The 25153-nt window shown below is 58.3% G+C and carries 21 protein-coding genes; 7 read left to right on the forward strand and 14 right to left on the reverse strand.

What is annotated here, in order from left to right; all coding sequences use genetic code 11:
• Positions 1-76: 76 nt before the first annotated feature.
• The 8 genes from nirD to J5276_RS19970 all read right to left on the reverse strand — a co-directional run bounded on the left by nirD (position 77) and on the right by J5276_RS19970 (position 9015).
• A complete protein-coding gene (nirD, locus tag J5276_RS19935) occupies positions 77-412 on the reverse strand; it encodes a nitrite reductase small subunit NirD (protein ID WP_003511593.1) in 336 nt (111 codons plus the stop codon).
• A gap of 5 nt (positions 413-417) precedes the next feature.
• On the reverse strand, positions 418-2865 hold the full coding sequence (gene nirB / locus J5276_RS19940) for a nitrite reductase large subunit NirB (protein ID WP_174012142.1): 2448 nt from the start codon (positions 2863-2865) through the stop codon (positions 418-420).
• A 5-nt stretch (positions 2866-2870) separates the two neighbouring features.
• A complete protein-coding gene (locus tag J5276_RS19945) occupies positions 2871-3668 on the reverse strand; it encodes an ABC transporter ATP-binding protein (protein WP_003511595.1) in 798 nt (265 codons plus the stop codon).
• A 13-nt stretch (positions 3669-3681) separates the two neighbouring features.
• Positions 3682-4575, reverse strand: coding sequence for a nitrate ABC transporter permease (gene ntrB, locus J5276_RS19950; protein WP_035199774.1), 894 nt, complete (start codon positions 4573-4575; stop codon positions 3682-3684).
• A 112-nt stretch (positions 4576-4687) separates the two neighbouring features.
• Positions 4688-5980: a CmpA/NrtA family ABC transporter substrate-binding protein gene (locus J5276_RS19955; RefSeq protein WP_019564997.1), complete on the reverse strand. Its 1293-nt coding sequence runs from the start codon at positions 5978-5980 to the stop codon at positions 4688-4690.
• 377 nt (positions 5981-6357) lie between these two features.
• Positions 6358-7635, reverse strand: a complete 1278-nt coding sequence (locus J5276_RS19960) for a CmpA/NrtA family ABC transporter substrate-binding protein (RefSeq protein ID WP_112682391.1) — start codon at positions 7633-7635, stop codon at positions 6358-6360.
• Between the two features lie 36 nt (positions 7636-7671).
• Complete coding sequence (locus tag J5276_RS19965) at positions 7672-8259, reverse strand: ANTAR domain-containing response regulator (protein ID WP_003511609.1); 588 nt, start codon at positions 8257-8259, stop codon at positions 7672-7674.
• Between the two features lie 102 nt (positions 8260-8361).
• Positions 8362-9015 (reverse strand): GntR family transcriptional regulator, encoded by a 654-nt coding sequence (locus tag J5276_RS19970; protein WP_003511611.1) that lies wholly within the window; start codon positions 9013-9015, stop codon positions 8362-8364.
• Between the two features lie 263 nt (positions 9016-9278).
• Between J5276_RS19970 and J5276_RS19975 the strand changes: the two genes are divergently transcribed.
• The 6 genes from J5276_RS19975 (at position 9279) to amyA (ending at position 17199) form a co-directional block, all read left to right on the forward strand.
• Positions 9279-10520: an NRAMP family divalent metal transporter gene (locus J5276_RS19975; protein ID WP_209159632.1), complete on the forward strand. Its 1242-nt coding sequence runs from the start codon at positions 9279-9281 to the stop codon at positions 10518-10520.
• Positions 10521-10642: 122 nt separating this feature from the next.
• On the forward strand, positions 10643-11410 hold the full coding sequence (locus J5276_RS19980; RefSeq protein ID WP_111782997.1) for a LamB/YcsF family protein: 768 nt from the start codon (positions 10643-10645) through the stop codon (positions 11408-11410).
• 11 nt (positions 11411-11421) lie between these two features.
• Positions 11422-12231, forward strand: coding sequence for a putative hydro-lyase (locus J5276_RS19985; protein ID WP_003511619.1), 810 nt, complete (start codon positions 11422-11424; stop codon positions 12229-12231).
• 7 nt (positions 12232-12238) lie between these two features.
• Entirely contained in the window at positions 12239-13837 is a 1599-nt protein-coding gene (locus J5276_RS19990) for a 5-oxoprolinase/urea amidolyase family protein (RefSeq protein WP_174012144.1), read from the forward strand.
• An 11-nt stretch (positions 13838-13848) separates the two neighbouring features.
• Positions 13849-15579 (forward strand): acetyl/propionyl/methylcrotonyl-CoA carboxylase subunit alpha, encoded by a 1731-nt coding sequence (locus J5276_RS19995; RefSeq protein ID WP_174012146.1) that lies wholly within the window; start codon positions 13849-13851, stop codon positions 15577-15579.
• A 132-nt stretch (positions 15580-15711) separates the two neighbouring features.
• Positions 15712-17199 (forward strand): alpha-amylase, encoded by a 1488-nt coding sequence (gene amyA, locus J5276_RS20000; RefSeq protein WP_111828638.1) that lies wholly within the window; start codon positions 15712-15714, stop codon positions 17197-17199.
• 38 nt (positions 17200-17237) lie between these two features.
• On the opposite strand, the gene soxR is transcribed toward amyA, so the two are convergent.
• Both soxR and J5276_RS20010 read right to left on the reverse strand, forming a co-directional pair.
• Complete coding sequence (gene soxR / locus J5276_RS20005) at positions 17238-17693, reverse strand: redox-sensitive transcriptional activator SoxR (protein WP_003511623.1); 456 nt, start codon at positions 17691-17693, stop codon at positions 17238-17240.
• Between the two features lie 154 nt (positions 17694-17847).
• Entirely contained in the window at positions 17848-19953 is a 2106-nt protein-coding gene (locus tag J5276_RS20010; protein ID WP_003511624.1) for a TonB-dependent siderophore receptor, read from the reverse strand.
• A gap of 147 nt (positions 19954-20100) precedes the next feature.
• Between J5276_RS20010 and J5276_RS20015 the strand changes: the two genes are divergently transcribed.
• Positions 20101-21570 carry a glycosyl transferase family protein gene (locus J5276_RS20015; RefSeq protein WP_174012148.1) on the forward strand — a complete coding sequence of 490 codons (1470 nt, stop codon included), beginning with the start codon at positions 20101-20103 and terminating at the stop codon, positions 21568-21570.
• Here J5276_RS20015 and J5276_RS20020 read toward each other — a convergent pair.
• The 4 genes from J5276_RS20020 to repC form a co-directional block, all read right to left on the reverse strand.
• A complete protein-coding gene (locus J5276_RS20020) occupies positions 21567-22766 on the reverse strand; it encodes a low temperature requirement protein A (protein WP_174012150.1) in 1200 nt (399 codons plus the stop codon). The two genes, J5276_RS20015 and J5276_RS20020, sit on opposite strands and share 4 nt — an antisense overlap.
• 38 nt (positions 22767-22804) lie before the next feature.
• Complete coding sequence (locus J5276_RS20025) at positions 22805-23077, reverse strand: hypothetical protein (RefSeq protein WP_174003733.1); 273 nt, start codon at positions 23075-23077, stop codon at positions 22805-22807.
• Positions 23078-23143: 66 nt separating this feature from the next.
• Positions 23144-23356 (reverse strand): hypothetical protein, encoded by a 213-nt coding sequence (locus J5276_RS20030; RefSeq protein WP_038494459.1) that lies wholly within the window; start codon positions 23354-23356, stop codon positions 23144-23146.
• A gap of 398 nt (positions 23357-23754) precedes the next feature.
• Positions 23755-25032, reverse strand: a complete 1278-nt coding sequence (gene repC / locus J5276_RS20035; protein ID WP_174012152.1) for a plasmid replication protein RepC — start codon at positions 25030-25032, stop codon at positions 23755-23757.
• Between the last annotated feature and the right edge of the window lie 121 nt (positions 25033-25153).

Raw genomic sequence — 25153 nt, forward strand, 5'->3', positions numbered from 1 at the left:
GCCACTTGTCGATCTTGCCCCTCGAGGGGGAGATGTCCGGCAGGGCAGAGGGGAGTATCGTCGGCAACATCTGATATCACTCCGCCGCAATCATCAAAGTTTCGAGCGCAATCGAAAGCCGCCCGTCGAGATTGCGGAGAGGAATGGTCCTCACCTCACCCTCATCCGCCCCCAACGCCTTGCCGGTCTCCAGCGAAATGACCCAATTGTGCAAAGGACATGTCACCGAAGCCCCGTGCACGATGCCCTGAGACAGCGGGCCGCCTTTGTGCGGGCAATGATCCTCGATGGCGAAGACCTGATTTTCAGCCGTGCGAAACACGGCGATCTTGCCCATAGGCGTTTTCACGCAGCGCGCGCCGCGCAGCGGGATGTCGGAAATGTCGCCAATATCGATCCAGTTGCTGTCCATCGTTCTCACTCCGCTGCCTCGTTGAAACCGATTGCCGCCATCGGCCTGAATTCGTGCTTGTCGTGGCCGGACACACGTTCCGACCAAGGATCGACCTGCGCGAATTTCTGGCTGAAGACGAAGCGGTCAAAATAGGCCCGGCGCTTGTCGGCATCGTCCATGATCTGGCGGCGGACTTCGTCGTAACCGATGCGCTTGGCCCATTTATAGATGCGCTCGAGGTAGCGCGCCTGCTCGCGGTACATCTGGGTCAACGCCACGATATGCTCCAGCGCCTCATCCTCGGTATGGACGAGGCCCAGCACTTCCGTACCCTTGATATCGAGACCAGCGGCACCGGCGAAGTGGATTTCGAAACCGGAATCGACGCAGATGACGCCGATATCCTTGCATGTCGCCTCAGCGCAGTTTCGCGGACAGCCGGAAACCGCAAGCTTCAGCTTGGCGGGCGTCCATGAGCCCCACATGAATTTTTCGATGCGGATGCCGAGGCCGGTGGAATCCTGCGTGCCGAAGCGGCACCATTGTTCTCCAACGCAGGTCTTCACGGTGCGAAGCCCCTTGGCATAGGCCTGGCCGGAAATGAAACCGGCCTTGCCGAGATCGGCCCAGACCGCCGGCAAATCCTCCTTCTCGATGCCGAGAAGATCGATGCGTTGCCCGCCTGTCACCTTCACCATCGGGATTTCGAACTTGTCGACCACATCCGCAATCGCCCGCAGTTCGGAGGAAGATGTGACGCCGCCCCACATGCGCGGAACGACGGAATAGGTGCCGTCCTTCTGGATATTGGCATGGACGCGCTCATTGATATAACGCGACTGGTAGTCGTCGGCATATTCGTCGGGAAAATCGCAAACGAGATAGTAGTTGAGCGCCGGTCTGCACTTGGCGCAGCCGCAGGAGGTCTTCCATTCCAGTTCCTGCATCACGGCGGGAATGGTCTTCAGGCTCTTGGCCTTGATGAGACGGCGCACATCATCGTGGCCGAGATCTGTGCATTTGCACATGGGCTGCACGGCAGCGGGATTATAGCTGTCGCCAAGCGTCAGCGCCATCAGCTGTTCGACAAGGCCGGTGCAATTGCCGCAGGAGGCGGATGCCTTGGTATGGGCGCGCACATCATCCAGCGAGGTCAGCCCCTTCGAGGTGATGACAGAGGTGATCTTGCCCTTGCAGACGCCGTTGCAGCCGCAGATTTCCGCATCATCCGGCAAGGCTGCAACGGCCGCCATAGGGTCCAGCGGGGACCCTCCCTGATAGGCCTGGCCGAAGATCAGGGTTTCGCGCATGGCGGAAATGTCGGTCGATTTCTTCATCAGGTCGAAGAACCACGAACCATCCGCCGTCTCGCCGTAAAGAACCGCGCCGATGATGCGATTTTCCTTGAGGATCAGGCGCTTGTAGACACCGGCGGTGGCATCGCGCAGCACGATTTCCTCGCGGTCGTCGCCCTCGGCAAAATCGCCGGCGGAAAACAGGTTGATGCCGGTGACCTTCAGTTTGGTATTGGTGACCGAACCATGATACTCGGCTGAACCGCCGCAAAGCCGGTCCGCCAGCACCCGCGCAGATTCATAAAGCGGCGCGACCAGCCCGTAGCACATGCCGCGATGCTCGGCGCATTCGCCAAGCGCATATATCGAGGCATCCGACGTCATCATGCCATCATCCACGACGATGCCGCGATTGACGGCGATGCCGGCTTCCTTGGCGAGACCCGAGGCGGGACGGATGCCGACCGCCATCACCACCATGTCGCCTTTAATGACGCGACCGTCTTCCAGCTCGATGCCTTCAACCTTCTCCGCGCCGAGAATGCATTTGGTATTGGCCTTGGTGATGATGTCGATGCCGCGCTCGTTCAGCGCCTTTTCCAGAAGATAGGCCGCTGCCGGATCGAGCTGCCGCTCCATGATCGTCGGCATCAGATGGATGACGGTGACGTCCATTCCCTGGCGCTTCAGCCCATAAGCTGCTTCCAGACCCAGAAGGCCGGCGCCGATGACGATGGCGCGACCCTTGCCTTCGGCGATTTCAAGCATCTTCGTGACATCGTCGAGATCGCGATAGGCGAGAACGCCCGGCAATTGATGGCCAGGGACGGGAATGATGAAGGGCAGGGAACCGGTGGCGATCACCAGCCTGTCGTAGGAAACGGTGATGCCGTTTTCGCTGGTTACGGTCTTGTTGTCGCGGTCGATGCCGGTGACCTTGGCGCCCTTGTGCAGCGTCACATTGTTGGCCGCGTACCATTCGTCATTGTGGATGACGATATCTTCATAGCTCTTTTCGCCTGAGAGTACCGGCGAGAGCATGATGCGGTCGTAATTGACGCGCGGCTCGGCGTTGAAAATGGTGACGTCGTAGAGGCCGGGGGCGGTTTCGAAAAGGTTTTCCAGCATGCGCCCCGGCGCCATGCCATTGCCGATGATGACGAGTTTTTGCGCCATAGTGGTTACTCCGCAGCTTCGACGAAGCGGTGACGTTCGTAAAGGAACTTCAGCACGGCCTCGCGGCATTTGAGGTAGGTCTTGTCGGATGCAAGCTCGATGCGGTTGCGCGGGCGCGGCAGCGGCACGTCAAGCACTTCGCCGATATGGGCGGCGGGACCGTTGGTCATCATTACGATACGGTCGGACAGCAGCACCGCCTCATCCACATCGTGGGTGATCATGACCATGGTGTTGCCAAGCCGGGCGTGGATTTCCATCACGGCGTCCTGAAGGTGGGCGCGAGTCAGCGCATCCAGTGCGCCGAAAGGCTCGTCCAGCAGCAGGATTTTCGGCTCCATGGCGAGCGCCCGGGCGATGCCGACGCGCTGTTTCATGCCACCGGAAATTTCAGACGGTTTCTTGTCCTTGGCATGGGCCATCTGCACGAGATCCAGATTGCGCATGACCCAGTCGTGGCGTTCCGCTTTGGTCTTGGTACTGCTGAAGACCTTCGCGACGGCCAGGTTGACGTTTTCATAAACCGAAAGCCAGGGGAGCAGGCTGTGGTTCTGGAATACGACGGCGCGTTCCGGGCCAGGTTCGTTGACCTCGCGGTTTTCCAGAAGCACGACGCCTGCTGAGACTTTGGTCAGCCCGGCGATGAGGTTGAGCATGGTGGACTTGCCGCAGCCGGAATGCCCGATGACCGAGACGAATTCGCCCTTGCCGATGGTCAGGTTGATGCCTTTCAGCACCTCGGCGCGCGAACCGCCCTTGTCGAAATATTTGTCGATATGATCGAGTTTCAGATAAGCGTTCATAATGGTCGCCCTTTTAGTTGGCCGCAGCGCCGCGGGTGATGACCTTGCCGAGCGCCGCTACCAGCTTGTCGAGCATGAAGCCGACAACGCCGATGTAAGCGAGCGCCACGATGATGTCGGGCAGGCGCGAGGAGTTCCACGCATCCCAGATGAAGAAGCCGATACCGACGCCGCCGGTCAGCATTTCCGCCGCCACGATGGCGAGCCAGGAGAGGCCGATGCCTATGCGCAGACCGGTGAAGATGTAAGGCGCGGCCGACGGCAGCATGATCTTGAAGAAGAATTCGATCTGGTTGAGCCGCAGCACCTTCGCAACGTTGCGATAATCCTGCGGAATGTTGCGCACGCCGACCGCCGTATTGATGATGACGGGCCAGATGGAGGTGATGAAGATCACGAAAATGGCCGACGGATTGCTGTCCTGAAAGGCGGCAAGTGAAAGCGGCAGCCAGGCGAGCGGCGGCACGGTGCGCAGGACCTGAAAAATCGGGTCGAGGCCGCGCATGGCCCAGACCGACTGGCCGATGACCGCACCGAGAATGATGCCGGCGATGGCCGCAAGGCCGAAACCGTATGCCACGCGCTCCAGCGAGACCAGCACGCGCAAGCCGAGGCCGATATCCTGCGAACCATTATGGAAGAACGGCGATACGATGAGATCGTAGCTTTCCTCGAATACCTGGCTTGGCGGCGGCAGGGACGAGCCGGGGGCGGAACAGAGCACCTGCCAGACGCCCAGCAGAACGGCGAGGACGACAAATGGCGGTATGATATTGCGGGCCGCCGCAGCACCCAGTTTACGCAGATTGAACCGCGAGGGATGTTTGGGCGGAAGGGTCACGACGTTTGCCTTTTGTACCACCGGTTGCTGCGGCTGTTCCTTGAAATTTCGAGCCAATGCGGACATGGCATTTCCTTTGGATTTCGGTTGCGGTCAGGGTCTCGCCCCTCATCCGGCCTTTGGTGTCCATCATTAAATGGCAACCCGGCGGAGGAGGGGCGACACCCGTGTCTCCTCCTCAGGAGGCTGCCTTGATGGAAAGACTTTCGAGATAGGCCGACGGGTTTTCCGGGTCGAAGACCTTGCCGTCGAAGAAGGTTTCCTTGCCGCGCGACGTGGAGGCGGGAATATCGGCAACACCGAGATCCTTTGCAGCGTCACGCCAGATGTCCTCGCGGTTGACCTTAGCAACCAGCGCCTTCACGTCCGTATCGGGTGCAAATTTACCCCAGCGGATGTTTTCTGTGATGAACCAGCTGTCGTGGCTGCGGAAGGGATAGGACGCGTGATCCTGCCAGAACTTCATCTGCAGACCGGTATTTTCCAGCACGCGGCCGTTGCCGTAATTGATATTGCCCTTGAGGCGGCCAAGAACGTCCTTCGGTGGCACGTTGAACCATTGGCGCTTGCCGAGGATCGTGGACATCTCCTCCTTGTTCGCCATCTCATCGCACCATTGCTGGGCCTCCATCACGGCCATCAGCAATGCCTTGGTGGCGTTGGGGTTCTTTTCCACCCAGTCGGCGCGCATGCCGAGCGCCTTCTCGGGATGCCCTTTCCAGAGTTCCCCGGTGGTACAGGCAGTGAAGCCGATGCCCTGATTGACGAGTTGCTCGTTCCAGGGTTCGCCCACACAGAAGACGTCCATATTGCCGACCTTCATGTTGGCGACCATCTGCGGCGGCGGAACGACGATGGTGGAGACGTCCTTGTCCGGGTCGATGCCGCCGGCGGCCAGCCAATAGCGGATCCACAGATCATGCGTGCCGCCGGGAAATGTCATGGCAGCCTTGATTTCCTTGCCTTCTGCCTTCTTCTTCTCGAAAGCTGCCTTCAGCTTGGACGCGTCAAGCTGAACGCCGGTTTCAGCATATTCCTTGGCGACGGAAATACCCTGGCTGTCGAGATTGAGGCGGGCGATAAGCGCCATCGGCACAGGCACGTTGTTCTGCGTCACCTTGCCGGTATGCATGAGATAGGGCATCGGGGTCAGGATATGCGCGCCATCAATGCCGTTCGATGCGCCGCCGAGCACGAGATTGTCACGTGTCGCACCCCAGGATGCCTGTTTGAGAACCTCGACATCCGGCATGCCATGCTTGGCGAACAGTCCCTTTTCCGCCGCGATGATAAGCGGGGCGGCGTCGGTCAGCGCGATGAAGCCGATTTTCGCGCCCTTCACTTCCGGCTCAGCCGTGGCTGCGAAAGCGCCTGACGGAAAAGCGGTGCGCACGGCGGTAACAAGGGCTGCGGTGGCTGTCGTCTTCAGTATGGTGCGGCGGCTGACATCGCCCGAGAATATCTTTTTCATTCGCATCTTCCCCTTATTGGACCACCGCATGGGTGGCGCGTTCGCTTGCGAAAAAACCTGAAAATAAAAAAAACGCCGCTCGGTGTTTGCGCCTTCGGAACGGGAGGTGTTCCGGGCAGCAAAACCTTGCGACGTCTATGTCTGTGAAAGCGCTTATGCCGCGCCCTGCTCGCCCCGATCGCCGTTGACCAGTGCAAAGACTAAGACGCAAGAGGCGTGCCAGTTTTACTTATGGAAGCTATCGCCTTGGAAAAAAACGGAATTTACGAGATTGAATCGGACGATTAAATTTTAATCAGTAGAAATTTTGTCTATGGTTTGCGCAGATGGATAAATTCCGCGCTTGAAATTTGCGCAGCTTGCCCGGCCGACGGCTGTCAGGCCTCGCCTTGCGAGATGGAAAACGGGGCAGAACTGCGCACGGAAAAGCCATTCACATAGCCAGCAATGTCTGCGGGATCGAAAACAAAACCGTCCACGAACCGGTCACCCGCCTCCTGCCCTTCGACTCGAATATCGGCATCATCGGGCGCATTGGCATCGCCCAGTGCCGCCCGATAAATATCTGGACGGTAAGCGGACAGGGTGGCCTCCACACCACCTTGCGAAAACTCCGTCTGCCCCCAGCGGATCATCTGGCTGTAAATCCACAATGCCTGGCTCTGGCGCGGATAATTGGCATGGCCGCCGTGGAAGAGGAAATATTTGTCGATGACCCGGCGATTGCCCTGGCTGTCGATGTTGAATTCACCGGCAAGCACATGGCGGATGATGCTTTGCGGCGCACCGATATAACGCGGATCGGCAAGTGTCCTGCTCAGATCATCGTGATTTTCCGCAAGGTCGCACCAACGTGCGGCGGCATCGAGCGCCGTCAGCAGCCGGCTGACCGTTTCCTGCTGGCTTTCGGCCCATTCAGGCCGCATCCCGATCACTTTTTCCGGCGCAGACGGCCACAAATCCTGCTTGGCAGCGACGATCCTGCCCACACCGCGCTCGGCGGCAACGATGTTCCACGGCGCACCCACACAGAAACCATCGATGGCGCCCGCCGCCAATGCATCCGACGTCAATGGCGGTGGTACGACCACCAGTTTGACGTCGTGATCGGGATGAATGCCACCAGCGGCGAGCCAATAGCGAAATTCGTAATTGTGCGAGGAAAACGGATAGGTCATGCCGAGCGTCGGTGTAGCTTCGCCCCGCGCTCGCATGTCATCAAGCACCTGCTTTAAGGCCTTCGCATTTTCCAGCGCCCCCGCCGTTTCGGAAAGCCCCGTCAACGCCTTCATCCGGGCAAAAAGCCGCGTCGAAAGCGTTATCGCATTGCCGCCGCGCCCAAGTGAAAACGGCGTGATCGTCGGCGAAGGGTTCGAGCCGAGTCCGAGCATGGAGGCAACGGGCATCGGCGACAGCATATGGGCAATGTCGAATTGCCGGAATGCCAGCCGGTCGCGCACATTCGCCCAGGAAACATCCTTGACGAGATCGAGCGTCAGGCCTTCGCGCTCGGCAAAGCCGAATTCCGCCGCAGCAATGAGGACGGACGCATCGACAAGAGGAATAAAACCTGCCCGCAGGATTTTTTGCCGGTCGCTGCCAACAATTGCCGGCGCGCCCGCTTTTGAACCGGCCGATTTTTCCTGTGCCGCCATATCATACACTCCTCGACTGTCCTGCCGGCGGGTTCGTTACATCAACAGACCGGCCGCGGTGACCACGCTTTGCGCGATCTCGGATATTTTCTTTTTCTCGTTCATCGCCGTTTGCCGCAGAAGCGCAAAAGCCTCCTCTTCGGACAGGCCACGCATTTTCATCAAAATGCCTTTGGCGCGCTCGATGACCTTGCGCTCCTCAAGCGCCGATTTTGCTTCGGCAAGTTCCTGTCGCAGACGGCTGAAAGCGTTGAAGCGGCTGACCGCCATATCGAGGATGGGTTTGACGCGCTCTTTCTTCAGCCCGTCAACGACATAGGCGGAAACACCCGCCTCAACGGCCGCCTCGATGGACGCGGTATCGGAGCGGTCGACAAACATGGCGATCGGCCGGCCGACCGTGCGTGTCAACTGAAACAGATGCTCCATCATGTCGCGGTTGGGATTTTCAAGGTCGATGAAGATGACATCGGGCTGCAGCGTCTCGATGGTCCGCGCCACGCCGTGCACCTCATGGATGAGCGTCACGCGATTATACCCGGCTTCGCGCAGACCCTCCTCGATGATCGAGGCGCGGATCGCGTTTTCGTCTATAACGAGAATGGTGAGGTCGCGAAGCGTCATGTCGGCATTGATGACGCACCGCAACAAACTTGGCAATCAGGCGCCGATATAAAAATGGAGCGGACGTGAAAGGGACGTTTTCATCCCGCTCCGCCTGATTTCTCAGGACGCCCGTTCGAGCGCCTTCAAAACCGTCCGCTCGGAAAGATTGAGATAGATTTCCATCTCGTCACCGGCCTCAGCCGCCTTGCCCTCTTCCATCAGTGACAGGATCTTGCTGTTCATGTCCACAAAGGGGGAATGGAGCTGCTCCGGGTCTTTCAGCAGGCCGAAACAAAGCCTGAGCTCAGCGGCAATGCGCTCGTAAAAATCGCTGAGACGAGCGCTGTCGAGAAGGTCGACCACGGCGGCGTGGAACTTCATGTTGGCGCTGCCCACGCCTAACCAGTCTGCCTGGTCGCGCTTTATCCTGGCATCATCGACCGCCGTGCGCATTGTCCGGATGGCCGGGTGCTTGTGCCAGGCCTGACGCAGCGCCCCGCATTCCACCATGCGCCGCACCCTGTAAATATCAATCACCGAAGCCAGGGTGGGAACGGCGACAAAAACGCCGCGATTGGCCTCGTGACGCAGCAGACCATCCTTGGTCAGGAGACGAAAGGCTTCACGCAGCGAATTGCGGGAGACCTCGAAACGTTCGCTGAAGGCTGCTTCCGAAAGACGCTGGCCCGGCATCAGTTCACCGGAGATCAGCAGGGTGCGAATACCCTTTGCCAATCGATCCGCAAGCGGCAGACCCTCTATCGTTTCCGTCATGGCGCTTTCCTTAAGAGCAATGCAACGTTGGGAATTCCGTGACAGGCATGTTCGGACACGGCATGATTGCCCATAGCACAAAGCTTCAGCAAAGCGCCAAAAAAACGTGATGAATTCATACTCATAACGTCCAACAAATAGACAAAATAAAAGAACGATTATCATTTATTGTTGAACAATATTGACAATCTCACGGAACAAGACAAGATCGGTGGCATAAAGCATCCGCGAGGGGCGGATTGCGACAGGAGCGGAGAAAATCCATGGAGCAGAAAAAGCTCACCCCGACTGCCGATCTCAAAATGTCAAAACGTGCATCTCTTCTGGGAGCAATCTTCCTGATGGCAACATCTGCCATCGGTCCCGGCTTCATCACGCAGACGGCGACATTCACCATGCAGCTTGGTGCCGCATTCGCCTTCGGCATTCTTGCTTCCATCCTCATAGACTTCTTCGTTCAGCTCAACATCTGGCGCATCGTAACGCTGACGCGCATGCGTGCGTCCGACATCGCCAATGCTGCCATTCCGGGCTCCGGCTATCTTCTCGCCATTCTCGTCATCATCGGCGGCCTTTTCTTTAATATCGGCAATATTGGCGGCACAGGCCTCGGCCTGAACGCCATCTTCGGGCTCGATCCGAAAATCGGCGGCGCCATCAGCGCAATCTTTTCCATCGCCATCTTCGTTTCCAAACGGGCTGGCCTCGCCGTCGACCGGTTCATCATTTTCGCCGGTATCCTGATGATCGTGCTGACGCTCTACGTTGCATTCGTATCCGCGCCGCCGGTCGGTGATGCCTTCCGCCAGACCTTCCTGCCGGACACAATCAATTTCGCGACCATCACCACCATCGTCGGCGGCACCGTTGGCGGCTACATCACCTATTCCGGCGCGCACCGCCTGCTGGACCGGGGAATGGTCGGCATTGAAAACCTGCCCGCCGTCAACCGCGCCGCTCTGACCGGCATCGCTGTCACCGGCATCATGCGTTACGTGCTGTTCCTCGCCATTCTCGGCGTTGTCGCCAGCGGCGTCGTCATCGATACATCGGGCCAGGCCGCCAATCCCGCCGCACAGGCTTTCCGGTCGGCCGCGGGCGATCTCGGCTTCCGCCTATTCGGCATCATCTTCTGGGCTGCGGCCATCACAAGCGTCATCGGCGCGGCGTATACCTCCGTCTCGTTCCTGCCCGTGTTCAAGCAGGATATGACGGAACGCGCCCGCAACATGGCGACGGTCATCTTCATCGCTGTCTCGCTCGTCTGCTACCTGCTCATCACGACGCCGCCCGCCGCCATGCTGGTCTTCGTTGGCGGCCTGAACGGTCTTATCCTGCCCATCGGCCTCAGCATCTTCCTGTTTGCCGCATGGAAGCGCGAAGACCTGATGGGCGGCCACCGCTACTCGCGCATTCTGCTCGGGCTTGGCGTTCTGACATGCGCATTGACGTGGTACATGGGCTACAAGTCCGCCGGCACCATTTTCGGCCTGCTCGGCCTGTAAAAACTAGAGCGTTTCCGCATTTCGGAGAAAAGCGGAAACGCTCTATATATTTGTTATTACGCATTTTCCCGACGCAAAACCGCTACGCACTTTTGCTGGAAATGCTCTAAAGGGAGGCAAACATGGCCGCTATCGATCTCAACAGCGATCTTGGCGAAAGTTACGGCGCGTGGCGCATGGGAGATGACGAGGCGATGCTTGCCATCGTTTCCAGCGCTAACATCGCCTGCGGATTTCACGCAGGTGACCCGGCCGGCATCTACCGGACCGTTAAGGCCGCTGCCGAAAAAGGCGTGGTCGTCGGCGCCCATGTTTCCTACCCGGACCGCGTCGGCTTTGGCCGCCGCGATCTGGATGCGACCTCCGAAGAGCTGATCGCCGATGTCATCTACCAGATCGGTGCACTGAAGGGTGTCGCCGCCGCTGCCGGAACCACCGTGCGTTACGTGAAGCCACATGGCGCGCTTTACAACCGCATCGCCAATGACGCGAAACAGGGACAGGCGGTCATCGACGGTATAAAGGCCGTCGATGCCTCGCTGGTGCTGATGGGCCTTGCCAATGCGCCCATCCTCGATCTCGCCCGCAAGGCAGGCCTTGCCGTCGTCGCGGAAGCCTTCGCTGACCGCGCCTATACGCCAGAAGGCCAACTCGTCTCGCGCCGCGAGGCGGGCGCCGTACTGCACGACGCTGCCAAAATCGCCGACCGGATGGTGCAGCTTGCCCGCGAAGGAACACTCGAAGCCATCGACGGCAGCAGCATCAAGATCGAAGCACAATCCATCTGCGTGCATGGCGACAGCCCCGGCGCGGTGGCGATCGCCCAGGAAATCCGCCGCCGTTTCGAAGCCGAGGGCATCGAAATCCGCTCTTTTGCATCCATCCTCTAAAAGGGCGACCAATGACGATACCCTTATCCTTTCTGAGCCACACCAATGCGGATGCCGCCCGGACGGCCCGCGCCGATTATCGTGGCGGCCTCGTTGCACCGACCTCCGGCATCGCTCCCGGTTTCACGCAGGCCAACATGATCGTGCTGCCGCGCGACTGGGCCTTCGATTTCCTCCTCTATGCGCAGCGTAATCCCAAGCCCTGCCCGGTGCTCGATGTTTCAGATCCCGGCTCACCAACCACGCTTCTTGCCCCCGGTGCCGATCTCAGGACCGACCTGCCGCTTTACCGTATCTGGCGGGACGGCAAACTTGCCGAGGAAACGGCGGATGCGACCGCCGCATGGGCAGAGCGTGACGATCTCGTCGCTTTCCTGATCGGTTGCAGCTTTACCTTTGAAACGCCGATGGTCGAAGCGGGTATCGAAATCCGTCACATGACCGACAAAAGCAACGTTCCGATGTATCTGACCAACCGCCCCTGCCGGCCGGCCGGCCGATTTAAGGGCAACATGGTCGTTTCCATGCGACCGATCCCGGCTTCGCGCGTGGCCGATGCCGCGACAATTTCAGGACGTTTTCCGGCGGTTCACGGTGCGCCCGTGCATGTCGGCGCGCCGGAAGAAATCGGCATATCGGATCTCGCGAAGCCGGATTTCGGTGATGCGGTGCGGATCGAACCCGGCGAGGTTCCAGTTTTCTGGGCCTGCGGCGTGACGCCTCAGGCTGCAGTCATGGCGTCCGGCGTGCCGTTCGCGATTACCCATGCGCCCGGGCACATGTTCATCACCGACATTCCCGATTCTGCCTATCACGCGTGAGGATATGATGCGTTTTCTCCCCGTCAGCCTCACCACCATTCTCGTCGAACTTGCCGATCTCGATGAAACGCTGGCGCTGTTCGCCTCGCTTCAGAACGATCCGATTGAGGGCATCGACGAAAGGGTTCCGGCTGCCCGCACCCTGATGATCCGTTTCCGCCCCGAAAAGATTGGCGCAGAGGCGCTGGTTGCACGGCTTTCCAGCCGCGATCTCTCCGCAAAAATCGCGCCCTCGGACAATCTGGTGGAAATCCCCGTCCATTATAACGGCGAAGATCTGGCCGACGTTGCCGAACTGACCGGCATGAGCATCGAAGAAGTCATCCGCCGCCATACCGAAAGCGAATTCACCGTGGCCTTCTGCGGTTTCGCGCCCGGCTTCGGTTATCTGGTTGGCGGCGATACGGCTCTTCACGTGCCGCGCCGGCAAAGCCCGCGTACCCGCATTCCGGCGGGTTCGGTGGCGCTGGCTGGCGCCTTCAGCGGCGTCTATCCGCAAAACAGCCCCGGCGGCTGGCAGATCATCGGCACCACACCGGTGAAGATGTGGGATATAGACCGTGATCCCGGCGCGCTTTTCCAGCCGGGTTATCGCGTGCGTTTCTTCGATATGGACAAGGCCGGAAGAACGGTTGATGTTCCCACCTCAGCGCCGCGCACCGCCAGGCCTGAGATGACGAGAGAAGGCCCGCATTTCGAGGTGCTCGCGGCCCCCATGCCCGCCATTTTTCAGGATCTTGGCCGCTTCGGGCAAACCGGACAGGGCGTCTCCGCCTCCGGCGCACTGGATCGTGGCGCGTTTAACGCCGCCAACCGTATCGTCGGCAATCCCGTTAACTCGCCGTGTCTCGAGCTGACGCTCGGCGGCTTTTCCTTCAAAAGCACGAGCCGCGCCGTTATCGGCATTGCGGGCGCACCCTGCCCCATCACAGTCAAGACCGCAGATCGCAGTTTCACGGCACAAACCCATGTTCCCGTGTCTCTCGAACCCGGCGATATCGTAACCTTGGGTCAGCCGCCGAAGGGCATGCGCTGTTATCTTGCTGTGCGTGGCGGGTTCGATGTCGAGCCCGTGCTGGGCAGCTATGCGACGGATACGCTCGCCGTAGTGGGTCCAAAAAGCGTGACTGCGGGCACTACTCTGCCGCTGAAGGGCGAAAAGACAGGACTTTCCAGCGTGTCTGTCGACGAGGCTCCGGCCTTCGATCCGCCGGCAACCGGCGATATTGTGACGCTCGACGTGGTTCTCGGACCGCGTACCGACTGGTTCACGCAAAAGGGCCTCGATACGCTGACCAGCCAGCTCTGGCAGGTCACGCCGCAATCGAACCGCGTCGGCATCCGCCTTGCCGGCGAAGTGCCGATGGAGCGCAGGGACAGTGCCGAATTGCCGAGCGAAGGCACGGCCACCGGAGCAATCCAGATTCCCCATAGCGGCCAGCCCGTTCTTTTCCTTGCCGACCACCCGTTGACCGGCGGCTATCCCGTCATCGGCGCGGTCGCGGAATACCATCTCGATCTTGCGGGGCAAATCCCCGTCAATGCCAAAATCAAGTTCCGCCCGATCGGCCCTTTTGCCGAAATCGCGGCGGCTAAAAGTCTGTAGGGAGAATAGCGATGAAAAAAGTGCTGATTGCCAATCGCGGCGAGATCGCGGTGCGGATCATCCGCGCATGCCGTGATTACGGCCTGCAATCGGTTGCCGTTTATGCCGATCCCGATCAGGATGCGCTATTCGTTCGGTTGGCGGATGAGGCCTATGCGCTGGAAGGCGTCCGCCCCGCCGAAACCTATCTCGATATCGCCAAGCTGATCGCGATTGCCAAACGCGCCGGCGCGGACGCCGTGCATCCCGGTTACGGCTTTTTGTCCGAACGCGCCGAATTTGCGCAGGCGGTTATCGATGCCGGCCTTAGCTGGATCGGCCCCGACCCACATGTCATTGAAGCGCTGGGCGACAAGGTGGAAGCGCGGCGCATCGCCACCGGCGTCGGCGCACCGCTGGTGGCCGGCAGTGACGGCCCCGTCTCTACCGCCGCCGAAGTCACCGCTTTTGCCGAAGAATACGGCCTGCCCGTCGCCATCAAGGCAGCGCATGGCGGTGGTGGGCGCGGCCTGAAGGTCGCATGGAAGATGGACGAGATCGCCGATCTCTACGAATCCGCCGTTCGCGAAGCGACCGCCGCTTTCGGTCGCGGCGAGTGCTTTCTCGAACGCTTCCTCGACCGGCCCCGCCATATCGAGGCGCAGGTTTTGGCCGACAAGCACGGCAATGTGCTGGTGCTGGGCACCCGCGATTGCTCGCTGCAACGTCGGAACCAGAAGCTGATAGAGGAGGCTCCGGCCCCGTTCCTGTCTGCCGAACAGCGACAAAAAATCCACGACTCGGCAAAGGCGATCTGTGCCGCCGCGGGCTATTCCGGTGCCGGCACCGTCGAATTCCTGCTCGGCGTTGATGGCACGATTTCTTTCCTGGAGGTCAATACGCGCCTGCAGGTGGAACATCCCGTTACCGAGGAAACCACCGGTATCGATCTCGTCATCGAGCAGTTCCGCATCGCCGAGGGCCACACCCTGCGGGTGGTTGAAACGCCGGAACCGCGCGGCCACTCTATGGAATTCCGCATCAATGCCGAAGATCCCGGCCGAGGATTCCTGCCAACACCCGGCGCGATCTCGATTTTCGATGCTCCTTCCGGCCCCGGCATCCGTATGGATAGCGGCGTCGTCAGCGGCTCCAGCGTGCCTGGCGTATTCGACTCGCTGATGGCGAAGCTCATCGTTACGGGTACCGACCGCGATCAGGTTCTGCGCCGCGCGCGCCGCGCGCTGAAAGAATTCCGTATCGAAGGCATTGCCACGGTTCTGCCGTTCCATCGCGCCGCAATCGAGACGGACGACTTCATCGGCACCGACGGTTTCAAGGTTCATACCCGCTGGATCGAGACCGATTTCGCCGCCATGCCTGACGCCATGGAACGTCCTGCACCGGCTGAAGACCCTTCCATCACGCGCACCTTTCTGGAAATCGACGGCAAGCGTGTTTCTGTCGGCCTGCCGAACCTGCTGCTCTCCGGCCTCGGCGCTGTCAGCGGCGGCAATGCCGCTGCCCCCGGCGCGTCGGTCAAGGAGAAGGAAGGTGAAATTATCGCTCCCGTTTCCGGCACCTTGCAATCGTTCAAGGTGACCAATGGCGAAACTGTTTCCAAAGGCGATCTTCTGGCCGTCATGGAAGCGATGAAAATGGAAACGCAAATCGTGGCGACGAAGGCCGGCAAGGTCCGCCTGATCGTCAAGGAAGGCGACTATCTTCAGGCGGGCGCGGCACTTCTCGAAATTGCGGAATAGCGCATAGACCAGACCACCGGACCCATCAGGGAATGTGGTCTCCTCACAATCGAAGTTTGGTCAATACGGCGGCGGAACCCTTTCGCCGCCGGGCCGTTTATGGCGCGACCTGCTAACCATCATGAGGGAAATATGGCCGGACGCACCTTGCTTCAATTCTTCCATTGGTACTATCCGGACGGAGGGAAATTATGGAGCGAGGTGGCCGAAAAGGCGGAAAGCCTTGCCCGAATGGGTATTACCGACGTCTGGCTACCGCCGGCCTACAAGGGTTCTGCGGGCGGTTTTTCGGTAGGTTACGATACCTATGATCTCTTCGACCTTGGCGAATTCGACCAGAAGGGAACAGTCGCGACCAAATACGGTGATCGCGCTGCCCTCGAACAGGCCAGTCGGACGCTGAAGGAAAACGGCATCCGCGTCATTCACGACGTGGTTCTCAATCACAAGATGGGCGCGGATGAACGAGAGAAGGTGCGGGTTCGCCGCGTCAATCCCGATGACCGCACCGAGATAGAGGACGAGGATTTCGAGGCGCACGCCTATACGCGCTTCACCTTTCCCGGCCGAAACGGCACACATTCCAAATTCATCTGGGACCTGAAGTGCTTCAGCGGCGTCGACCATATCGAAGAGCCTGATGAGGACGGCATTTTCCGTCTCGTCAACGAATATGGCGACGGCGAATGGAATGAGGAGGTCGACGAGGAAAACGGCAACTTCGATTATCTCATGGGCGCGGATGTCGAATTCCGAAACAGGGCTGTCTATGAGGAACTGAAATATTGGGGCCGGTGGCTTGCCGAACAAGTGCAGGTGGATGGTTTCCGCCTGGATGCGGCCAAACATATTCCGGCATGGTTCTTCCGCGACTGGGTAGGCCATATGCGCGACACGATTAATCCCGACCTCTTCGTTGTCGCGGAATACTGGCACCCCGATATAGACGCGCTGAAAAGCTATCTCGATCTGGTCGACAAGCAGCTGATGCTCTTCGATGTCGCCCTTCACCACCGCTTCCATGACGCTTCCAAGCAGGGCGGCGATTTCGACATGCGCACTATCTTCGATGGTTCGCTGCTTTCCGCTGTTCCAGATCACGCCGTCACGCTTGTCGACAACCACGACACGCAGCCGCTGCAATCTCTGGAAGCGCCGGTAGAACCCTGGTTCAAGCCTCTGGCCTATGCGATCATTCTGCTGCGCGAAGAAGGTGTGCCTTGCGTCTTTTATCCCGATCTTTTCGGTACGACCTATACAGACACCGGCAATGACGGCAACGACCATGAGATCGTCATGCCGGCTATCGAATGCCTTCCGAAGCTTATCGAGGCACGCAGCCGCTTTTCCAACGGTGCCCAGACGGATATTTTCGACGATCCGAGCTGCGTTGCGTTTATTCGCCACGGTACCGCCGATGAGCCGGGCTGCGTTGTGGTGATGTCGAACGGCGAGGCGGCGGAAAAACAGATAGATCTCGGCCCTGAGCAGGCGGGAGCTGTATGGCGCGATTTCCTTGGTCACCGTCACGAACAGATCACCCTTGACGAGCATGGCAAGGGTCTGTTTTCCACCAATGGCGGCAGCGTCAGTGTCTGGGTTCCGGCCGACGTCGAGTAAGAACAATTGCTTTTAAAGCGGCCAGCCGGAAACCTTGCTCATTTGACGGATACGAGACGGCGCGGGCCCGCGCCGGCATCGGCCAGAACATCGTTCGGATTGCGTAAGGGACAGTCATCAAGTGAGAGGCAACCGCAACCGATACAGCCGGTAAGCTGGTCGCGCAGCATAATCAGGCTGTTGATACGAAGCTGCAGCATTTCCCGCCAGGACTGCGAGAACACGCGCCAGTCAGCCGTTGTCGCCACCCTGTCCTGCGGCAAATCCGCCAAGGCGTCCCTGATGATGCTGAGCTGGATACCTGCCCGCTGCGCAATGCGGATAATGGCAATGCGCCGCAGGACGGCGCGATGATAACGACGCTGGTTCCCGCTGGTGCGCCAACCTTCGATCAATCCCTTCGCCTCGTAAAAATGGATGGTGGAAACGGCGACGCCACTACGACGCGCAACCTCCCCAACCGTCAGGCTGTGTTTAAAGATGGTATTTTCCATGCCGGCTCCGTTTTCTGAACGGCCTCCGCTCTGAAAAACGCGGAAACACACTAGAGAGCAGCCGGTATAATTCCTCAACCATAGTTGAGGTCAATAGGATAGATGGCAAAAAGAGGCGCCCATCGGGCGCCTCTGAATTCATAAATATCGCGGATCAGAATTTGGCGGTCATGCTGATCCAGAAGCGGCGGCCTTCCATGACCGTGTTGAAATCGTCAGCGCCGACTTCCTTGTCGAATACATTGTAAACCGCCGCGTTGAGATCGACATTTTCGGCCACCGCATATTTCGCCCCGATGTCGAGGGTGGTGTAAGCGTCATATTTACGCCCGGCCTTGCCGTTGATCGTAACCGGTTTGCCGTTCGTACCGATGCGCGGACCCGCATTGATTTCCGATCCGTGATAATTCACCGAGGCCCAGGCTTCCAGCCCGTCCACTGGGGTGACCCATTCGCCTCTCAGATTGGCCATGTGCTCCGGTGTCCGCGCCAGCGGAAAACCCTCGTAATCGCCCGTCTTCTGTTCGGAATGCGTATAGGTATAGTTGCCGCGCAATGTCAGTTCCGGCGTCGCATACCATGCTGCCGTCAGTTCTATGCCCTGAATGACCGCGTCGTCGATATTGTAATTGTACCAGAGGCGATAATTGCTATCTTCGCTCCAGCGGGCAGGCGTACCATCCGGATTGAGCACGAGCGCGTTGGAAATCTTGTCCTTGAAATCTGTGTAGAAATAGGTGGCACCGAGGGCAACATCACCGTTGTCCCAGAGTGCTGCCAATTCATAACTCGTGCTTTTTTCCGCCTCCAGACCCGGATCGCCGATGATCACGCCGCAGGTACCGTTCGAGGCATAGGTGCACCCACCGCCGCCAGTCGTATAGGCGTAACCCGGTGCGATCTGGCGGATTTCCGGTGCGCGGAAACCTGTTGAAATGCCGCCCTTGATCGTAAGATCGTCGGTTGCGCTCCAGACGCCGTAAAGGCGCGGGCTGAAATGATTGCCATATTTTTCATGGTTATCCAGACGAAGGCCGCCCGTCAGCGCAAAGCTATCGACGATGCGCCATTCATCCTCGACGAAGAGCGCCCATTGCGTCGCCGAGAAAGTTTCGTCGCGACCGGTACGGCGTCCCGGATTCTGGTCCTTCAGCTGTGCCTCGAAATATTGACCGCCGGTGACGAGCGTATGGTTGCCGAACAGTTCGAACGGCGTGGTGAACTTGCCGTCGAGAACGCTATTGCGAACCTCCGGCGAGCGCGGATTTTCAGTGACGCGTCCCGTGCGAAAGTTTCTGGTGAAGTTGGTGCGCTCGGCCCATTCCTGCTGGAAGGAAAATTCAGACGTGGTCGGTCCCCACCGGCCGGTATGCGACAATGACCAATGGTCGCGCGTATTGGTGTTGTAGGTGCCGTCTGCATTGGCTGCCAGCGTCTCGCCGGACTCGGCATCGCGGCGCAACCGTGCTTTGCCAGCCTCGAGATAGATGTCGTGATCCTCATTCGGCGTGAAGGTCAAACGTCCATTGAAATCATATTCCTTCGCGCCCGTCGTACCATTCAATATGCGGTCTTCGCCGCGCGTGAAGCCCCTGCCCCAGATCTGCAGCCCCAGCCGGTCCTTCAGGATCGGCCCATTGGCATACCAGGACACCTGACCGCTATTACCGAATTTTGAATGTTGCTGAACCGTACCCTCGCTGGTGACGGAACCAGACCAGACATCGCCAACCTTGCGGGTGATGATGTTGATGACGCCCCCCATGGCATCGGAACCGTAAAGAGAGGACATCGGGCCGCGCACGACCTCGATGCGTTCGATCGCCGAAACCGGCGGCACGAAACTCTGTTCGAAGCCGGAATTACCATTGGTACGGGCATCGCGCGTGCTCTGCCTCTTACCGTCAACCAGGATCAACGTGTAAGCGCCGGGCAATCCGCGAATGAAAATATCCTTCTCATTGGCAATGCCGGTGACAGACACGCCCTGAACTTCGCGCAAGGCGTCTGTCAGATCGCGATAAGACCCCTTTTCCAGATCTTCTCGCGTCACAACCGTGATGCTGGCCGGAGCATCCTTTACATTCTGCTCGAAGCCGGACGCGGTCACCACTATCTGCTGAAGAACGGTGGTTCCGTCGGTCGCCTGCTGCGCGACAGCAGGCAAGGCAACGCTGAGCGCCGTTCCCGCCATAGCGACGGAAATGCCAGCCTTTATTATCGTCGCGGCCATATCCTGCCCGCGGTACTTCAATTCCATGTTACGCCCCCGCATTTAACTTGAGAATTTACCCCCACTTATTTAGGAGGGAGGTCTGGCGCAACGCGTTTGTTTTCGAACAGTTCTAAATTCCAGAAATTGCAAAAAGGCCCCCTCTAATCGGGGGCGGGGTAAAAAAACAGCAAGATGACAACCGGCAAGAGAAAAGAAGAACCAGCTTCCCCGACAAAGCCCGACAGGCTTGGTCAGCTGAAACTACTTGTCGCGTTCGATGCGTTGTTGCGGGAAGGAAGCGTCAGCCGCGCAGCGGCAGGCATGGGACTGCCGACATCATCGATGAGCCGGATACTACAGCAGCTGCGCGAGAAATACGGCGACCAGCTGTTCTTACGCACCGGCCAGGGTTTGCGACCCACCCCCTTTGCCGAGACCATGCGGCTACGCATTCGTTCGCTGGCGGCGGAGGCGGAAAACCTGATCGATTATTCACAGGAAAAAGCGGCAGCTCCCGCCGCCGCCAATGTTAGCGGCTGGGAACGGCCGGTGCTGATGAAGGCGCCGCCTCTTTCGCTGCGCCCCAGCGTTCTTCTGGAAGGTCAGCCGACACCGGAAAATATAGCGGACCGCCTTGCCCGCATCGGCCACAATGCCGATCCGCAGCACAGGCTCGCCAAATATATAGCGACCTCGGCGATGGGCATCGGCAACAGCCGCCCGCTCAGCCAGCAAGAGGCGATGGACGCGCTTTCGATCATTCTCGAAGGCGATGCAGATCCCATACAGATAGGAGCCCTACTTGCGACCATGCAATATCGCGGTGTGACCGCGGCAGAGCTTACCGGTTTTATCGAAGCCATGTGGGGCCATATAAAAAGAGACCAGCAAGCGCCCGCATCGGTCGATCTCGACTGGCCGGCCTATATGTCGCCCAAACATCGTGATGCACCCTGGTTCCTGCATTCCGCGCGTCTCGTTTCCATGGCGGGATATAGCGTCTTGTTACACGGCCATGTGGGCCAGGGAGAAAATGGCGGTAAGCTCGAACTCGCCGCTGAAGCCTGCGGCATACCGCTCTGCCATTCACTTTCGCAGGCGGCCAAGGCCACTGCCTCGCAAGGCATCGCCTATCTGCCGATCGGTGGACTATCGTTACAGTTTCAGAGCCTGCTTGGCCTGCACGGCATTCTGGAAATGCGCCTGCCGCTCAATACGGTCGTGCATCTTCTCAATCCGCTTCGCGCCAGAAGCACCATTATCGGCGTCGCCCGCCCCTCCTATCAGGAGCTTCATCGCGATACGGCGCGGCTGCTTTCCGTTGAGAGCCTTGCCATTCTCGGCAATACGCGGGATTTCGCGCAATTTACTCCCTTCCGCAGCACCCGGATCTTCGGTCTTTCCAAGGGCGAAGATGTCGAGTTCGTCATTCCCGCCCGCGAAACGCCACCGGCCGAAATGCCGACCATGTTCACCACCTTCGAATATTGGCGCGCAGTCTGGACGGGGGCGGCCAGAGACGAGAGAGCGGAAACCATCATCGTCTCCACCGCTGCCATCGCCCTGATGCTGGTCAATGATATGGTTCTGCCTTTTGAAGAGGCCTATGCCCGCAGCCTGCGGCTATGGAACGACAGAGCACGCGATTTCGCCACTGCTTAGGCGTTGGCGACTGATTTTTTCAGCGCCAGATATTCCCACAGCGCCACCAGCAGCAAAATCCCCGTGCTTGCCAGTTGCAGCGCAAAAAGCGGCACGCCCGGCACCGGCAGAAGCAGGCAGAGCGCCGCTACTCCGGCAAAATGCGAGATCGGCCGCTGATAGGTGGCAGCAATCTTGACGCCGATATTACCGGCTAGAAACAGGATCGGGCCGCCAAGAATGGCGAGTGACTCCCTCATCGTCGTCCCTTCATGGGCATGGGACAGGCTGAAATCCTCTCCAACTGCCGTAAGGATGATGCCGGCCACGATAGGCAAATGTCCATAGTTGAAAAGATTCTGGGCAATCTTCGCTTTCTCGTCGGCATGTTCGGCCTTTCTGGAGGCCTCTTCCTGCCCGTGATGGAAATAGATCCACCACATTGTGACGGTGCTGACGAAGGCCGAGCAAAAGACGATGAATGTGAGGCCAGAATTCATATATTCCGTGGCCGTGCGGCCGGTGGTTAGGATCGTTTCCCCGAGACAGATGATGACGAAAAGCGCACAGCGCTCCGCAAGATGCTCGCCGGAGAGATGCAGCTTGTCCGCATCGCTTGCTTTCAATCCCGGGACGACATAACGGCAAGCGGGTCCGGCATATTCTATCGCGAGTGCTATACCCCACAGGAGGATTCGATCCGTCAGATCGACAAGCCCACCAGCCAGCCAGAACAGGCTCGATATGACTAGCCAGATCGTCACGCGCACAAAAACCAGAAAAGACTGCCTGTCCTCTCCCTTGAAGGCATAAAGTGCAAACAGGCTCCGTCCCACCTGCATGGCACTGTAGATAAGGGCAAACACGAAACCCTGTTCCGCAAAAGCCTCCGGCAGCGCGACGGCCAAAAGAACCCCGCCGAACATCAGGACGAAAAGCAGAATCCGGACAGGCTCCTTTTCGGTATTCAGCAGGTTGGTGATCCAGGTGGTGTGTATCCACAACCACCAAAGTGACAATATCAGTATGCCCGCCTCAAGCGCCGCTGTCGGTCCGAAGTCCTTTGCTAGCGCATGGGAAAGCTGAATGAGCGCGAAAACGAAAACCAGATCGAAGAACAGTTCAGGAAAGGTCGCCTTTTCTGCTTCGTGCCCGTCCTGTTTGATCCAGGTTTGCGCATCCGGTTTGTGCCCGGACGTTTCGCTTTCGGTTCCCATTCTGCCCCTGTTCGTCAATATGAATTATTGCGATCGCGTTAGCGTTGCGCTTCAGCCGAAGAATTAACATTCGAGTCCCGGCCGGGAAACTGCAGCGCCCGCGCATTGTCGGGATAAAAACGCGGTCCTACCAGACGCACTGTCTTGCCGGAGACATCGGTAATATAATTCGATGCGGTCGCCCCAGACGAGAATGCGGCGCTACGTGTCTTGGTCGGTTCCAGTATGCTGACCTCTAAAGGCTGAGCAAATATCGGGTGGCTCGTCGCGGAGATGACAATTGTCGCGATAAAGAGGGACTTGGAGAACATCGGCACATCCTGTCACAATTGACTGCGCCATAAACAGCCCTCGCCCGGTTTGGTTCCAGCCGTCTTTCAGCTGTCCTCGTCCAGATAGGTTCGATATTGCACATAGTCTGAACTTGGTTGCCCGTCGACAATTTCCGGCGGTCGCCCCTCACCTCCGGTTAAATAACCGGCATCTTCAAGTCCCGCCTTCAAGAGCTTTTCGATGGCGGTATGTCGAGGCAAGGCAATGTCCGCCATGTAAACAGCGACAGCCAACTCCATATCGTCTGGAAAAACCATAGGCTCACCGCCCCCTTCCAACATCGACACGGAAACGCACAATCTTAAGGAAGGTTCAGTTCCAACATCGTGCCATATCGAAATCTCGGCATTACCGTGTCTAGTCAGGCAAGAAACGCATAAAAATCGCGCTTTTCCTGCCCGTATCATCGCACTACCGCTAAAAGATACCCGGACTCAAGCGATTGAAATCAATCATGGAATAGCTCAAACGAAAGTCAAACGAGGCTTAACTTTCATTACTTTGCATTAACCATAGGAACCCCTGCCAGCGCAGTCTGTTCGTAAACACTGGCAGCCTCACAGCGAATCTTCGATTTCTTGCAGAAACAGCGTCAATGTAGCTGCAGACTGGGAATTCGGCAAGCCGACGCCATTTCCTGTCTGTCCTAAAGAACTCATACGGCCATGCTTCTCTCTATCCCGTCAGTTCGACCCCGCAGTTGCGCCAGAAGCATGGCCTGAAGATCAAACCCGCCCTCGTGGGCCTTACGGGTGAGATTGCGCAGATATCCGCCCAGCGAGCTGATCTGGTCCGCCTTTTGCAGCAGGCAGGCAAGAATCGCCGCTGTTCCCTGTCGACCGAAAGTGGTGAGGGCGTCCTGGTAGGCCGACTGGCTAACGTTGAACATGGTTTTGATGACTGATGTCGCCACTTCCAGATCACGCCATCCAGTCACTGCTCCTCCGGGTGCATAGAGAGAAATGTCCGGGCAAGCCTTCACAACCAAAACAATATCAGGAACAAAAAATTGCTTATGAAGAACAGGCTTTGGCTGTTGCGATGACGGCTTTGCACTGACGGGTACGGCGTATTCTGGCTGTACGACTGTCGTGTCGGCAGGTGTGATGATTACCGGTTCACGCAAATTTTGCGGTTTAGATATAGATTCGGATTCTGAATTCTTTATGAGGCGCTCATTTTGGCAGTCATTGCCGCCCGATTTCTCCGAATTTTCAATATTTTCCAGATAGTTGGTCACTTCTGCACGCAGGGAGACCAAAAATCCGGCGATTTCCTTGAGTTCGACAGGCTTTGAATTACGGCCGAGAGACCGGGCAATGGCATTGTAGCGCGCCTGGAATCCTTCTGACGTTACGACTTCACCGCTGGCGGCTATCATTTCGCAAAGCTTCTGGATATCGCGGCGGCACAGGCTGATGTTTTCACGAAGCCGCTGAAGGTCGAGCCGCTCGCGAACGATGCGTTCGGCGAGTTCCTCGATTTCCGATTTGCGGGCGAGAAGCGGTGCCAGCGAAAAACCATAGGCTTCGCTGATTTCCCCGCCCCTGTGCTTACGGGCGTAGCGTTTTCCGTTCGGACTATCCTTGCGGATGATGAGACCGGCCTCGACGAGAGCCGAGAGATGGCGGCGCAATGTCTGTTCTGCCATTCCATGTGCTCGCAATGACAATTGCGTATTCGACGGAAAGACGACCAAACCGGCTTCGCTGGAGAGTTCATTTTTCGGATAAAAACTCAGAAGGGCGTTCAAGACCGCGAGAGAACGATCGGTCACGCCGAGCAATGGTCTGGCTTCACAGACCGAACGGTAGAGTTTCCATTTATCGACCGCCTCGGTCTTTTTGTTTTTCTGCGCGGCAAACTGAGTTGCGAGAACGCCAAACGACATCGCTCGCCGCCCAAAGGGCGTCGTTACACATGTGCTGTCCATGTCTTTCACCTTTCACAAGGCAAAAGAAAATCGCTCACCGAAAAATTCGATGCCAAAACTCTTGACTATGATTCGCGGAAATGAGATTCTTTGGTTGCTTAGATCAAAGAAAGGCTTCCGT

The organism is Agrobacterium sp. S7/73, from assembly GCF_019355535.1.
Taxonomy (GTDB): domain Bacteria; phylum Pseudomonadota; class Alphaproteobacteria; order Rhizobiales; family Rhizobiaceae; genus Agrobacterium; species Agrobacterium tumefaciens.

Excerpts from the sequence above, each read along its gene's own strand:
- J5276_RS19980 (WP_111782997.1), top strand. The coding sequence starts at position 10,643 with ATGGCCGCTATCGATCTCAACAGCGATCTTGGCGAAAGTTACGGCGCG.
- J5276_RS20015 (WP_174012148.1), top strand. The coding sequence starts at position 20,101 with ATGACAACCGGCAAGAGAAAAGAAGAACCAGCTTCCCCGACAAAGCCC.
- J5276_RS20030 (WP_038494459.1), bottom strand. The coding sequence starts at position 23,356 with ATGGTTTTTCCAGACGATATGGAGTTGGCTGTCGCTGTTTACATGGCG.
- J5276_RS19995 (WP_174012146.1), top strand. The coding sequence starts at position 13,849 with ATGAAAAAAGTGCTGATTGCCAATCGCGGCGAGATCGCGGTGCGGATC.
- J5276_RS19965 (WP_003511609.1), bottom strand. The coding sequence starts at position 8,259 with ATGACGCTTCGCGACCTCACCATTCTCGTTATAGACGAAAACGCGATC.
- repC (WP_174012152.1), bottom strand. The coding sequence starts at position 25,032 with ATGGACAGCACATGTGTAACGACGCCCTTTGGGCGGCGAGCGATGTCG.
- soxR (WP_003511623.1), bottom strand. The coding sequence starts at position 17,693 with ATGGAAAATACCATCTTTAAACACAGCCTGACGGTTGGGGAGGTTGCG.
- nirD (WP_003511593.1), bottom strand. The coding sequence starts at position 412 with ATGGACAGCAACTGGATCGATATTGGCGACATTTCCGACATCCCGCTG.
- J5276_RS19985 (WP_003511619.1), top strand. The coding sequence starts at position 11,422 with ATGACGATACCCTTATCCTTTCTGAGCCACACCAATGCGGATGCCGCC.
- J5276_RS20025 (WP_174003733.1), bottom strand. The coding sequence starts at position 23,077 with ATGTTCTCCAAGTCCCTCTTTATCGCGACAATTGTCATCTCCGCGACG.
- J5276_RS19970 (WP_003511611.1), bottom strand. The coding sequence starts at position 9,015 with ATGACGGAAACGATAGAGGGTCTGCCGCTTGCGGATCGATTGGCAAAG.
- J5276_RS19945 (WP_003511595.1), bottom strand. The coding sequence starts at position 3,668 with ATGAACGCTTATCTGAAACTCGATCATATCGACAAATATTTCGACAAG.
- J5276_RS19960 (WP_112682391.1), bottom strand. The coding sequence starts at position 7,635 with ATGGCGGCACAGGAAAAATCGGCCGGTTCAAAAGCGGGCGCGCCGGCA.
- J5276_RS19955 (WP_019564997.1), bottom strand. The coding sequence starts at position 5,980 with ATGAAAAAGATATTCTCGGGCGATGTCAGCCGCCGCACCATACTGAAG.
- J5276_RS19990 (WP_174012144.1), top strand. The coding sequence starts at position 12,239 with ATGCGTTTTCTCCCCGTCAGCCTCACCACCATTCTCGTCGAACTTGCC.
- J5276_RS20010 (WP_003511624.1), bottom strand. The coding sequence starts at position 19,953 with ATGGAATTGAAGTACCGCGGGCAGGATATGGCCGCGACGATAATAAAG.
- amyA (WP_111828638.1), top strand. The coding sequence starts at position 15,712 with ATGGCCGGACGCACCTTGCTTCAATTCTTCCATTGGTACTATCCGGAC.
- ntrB (WP_035199774.1), bottom strand. The coding sequence starts at position 4,575 with ATGTCCGCATTGGCTCGAAATTTCAAGGAACAGCCGCAGCAACCGGTG.
- J5276_RS20020 (WP_174012150.1), bottom strand. The coding sequence starts at position 22,766 with ATGGGAACCGAAAGCGAAACGTCCGGGCACAAACCGGATGCGCAAACC.
- nirB (WP_174012142.1), bottom strand. The coding sequence starts at position 2,865 with ATGGCGCAAAAACTCGTCATCATCGGCAATGGCATGGCGCCGGGGCGC.
- J5276_RS19975 (WP_209159632.1), top strand. The coding sequence starts at position 9,279 with ATGGAGCAGAAAAAGCTCACCCCGACTGCCGATCTCAAAATGTCAAAA.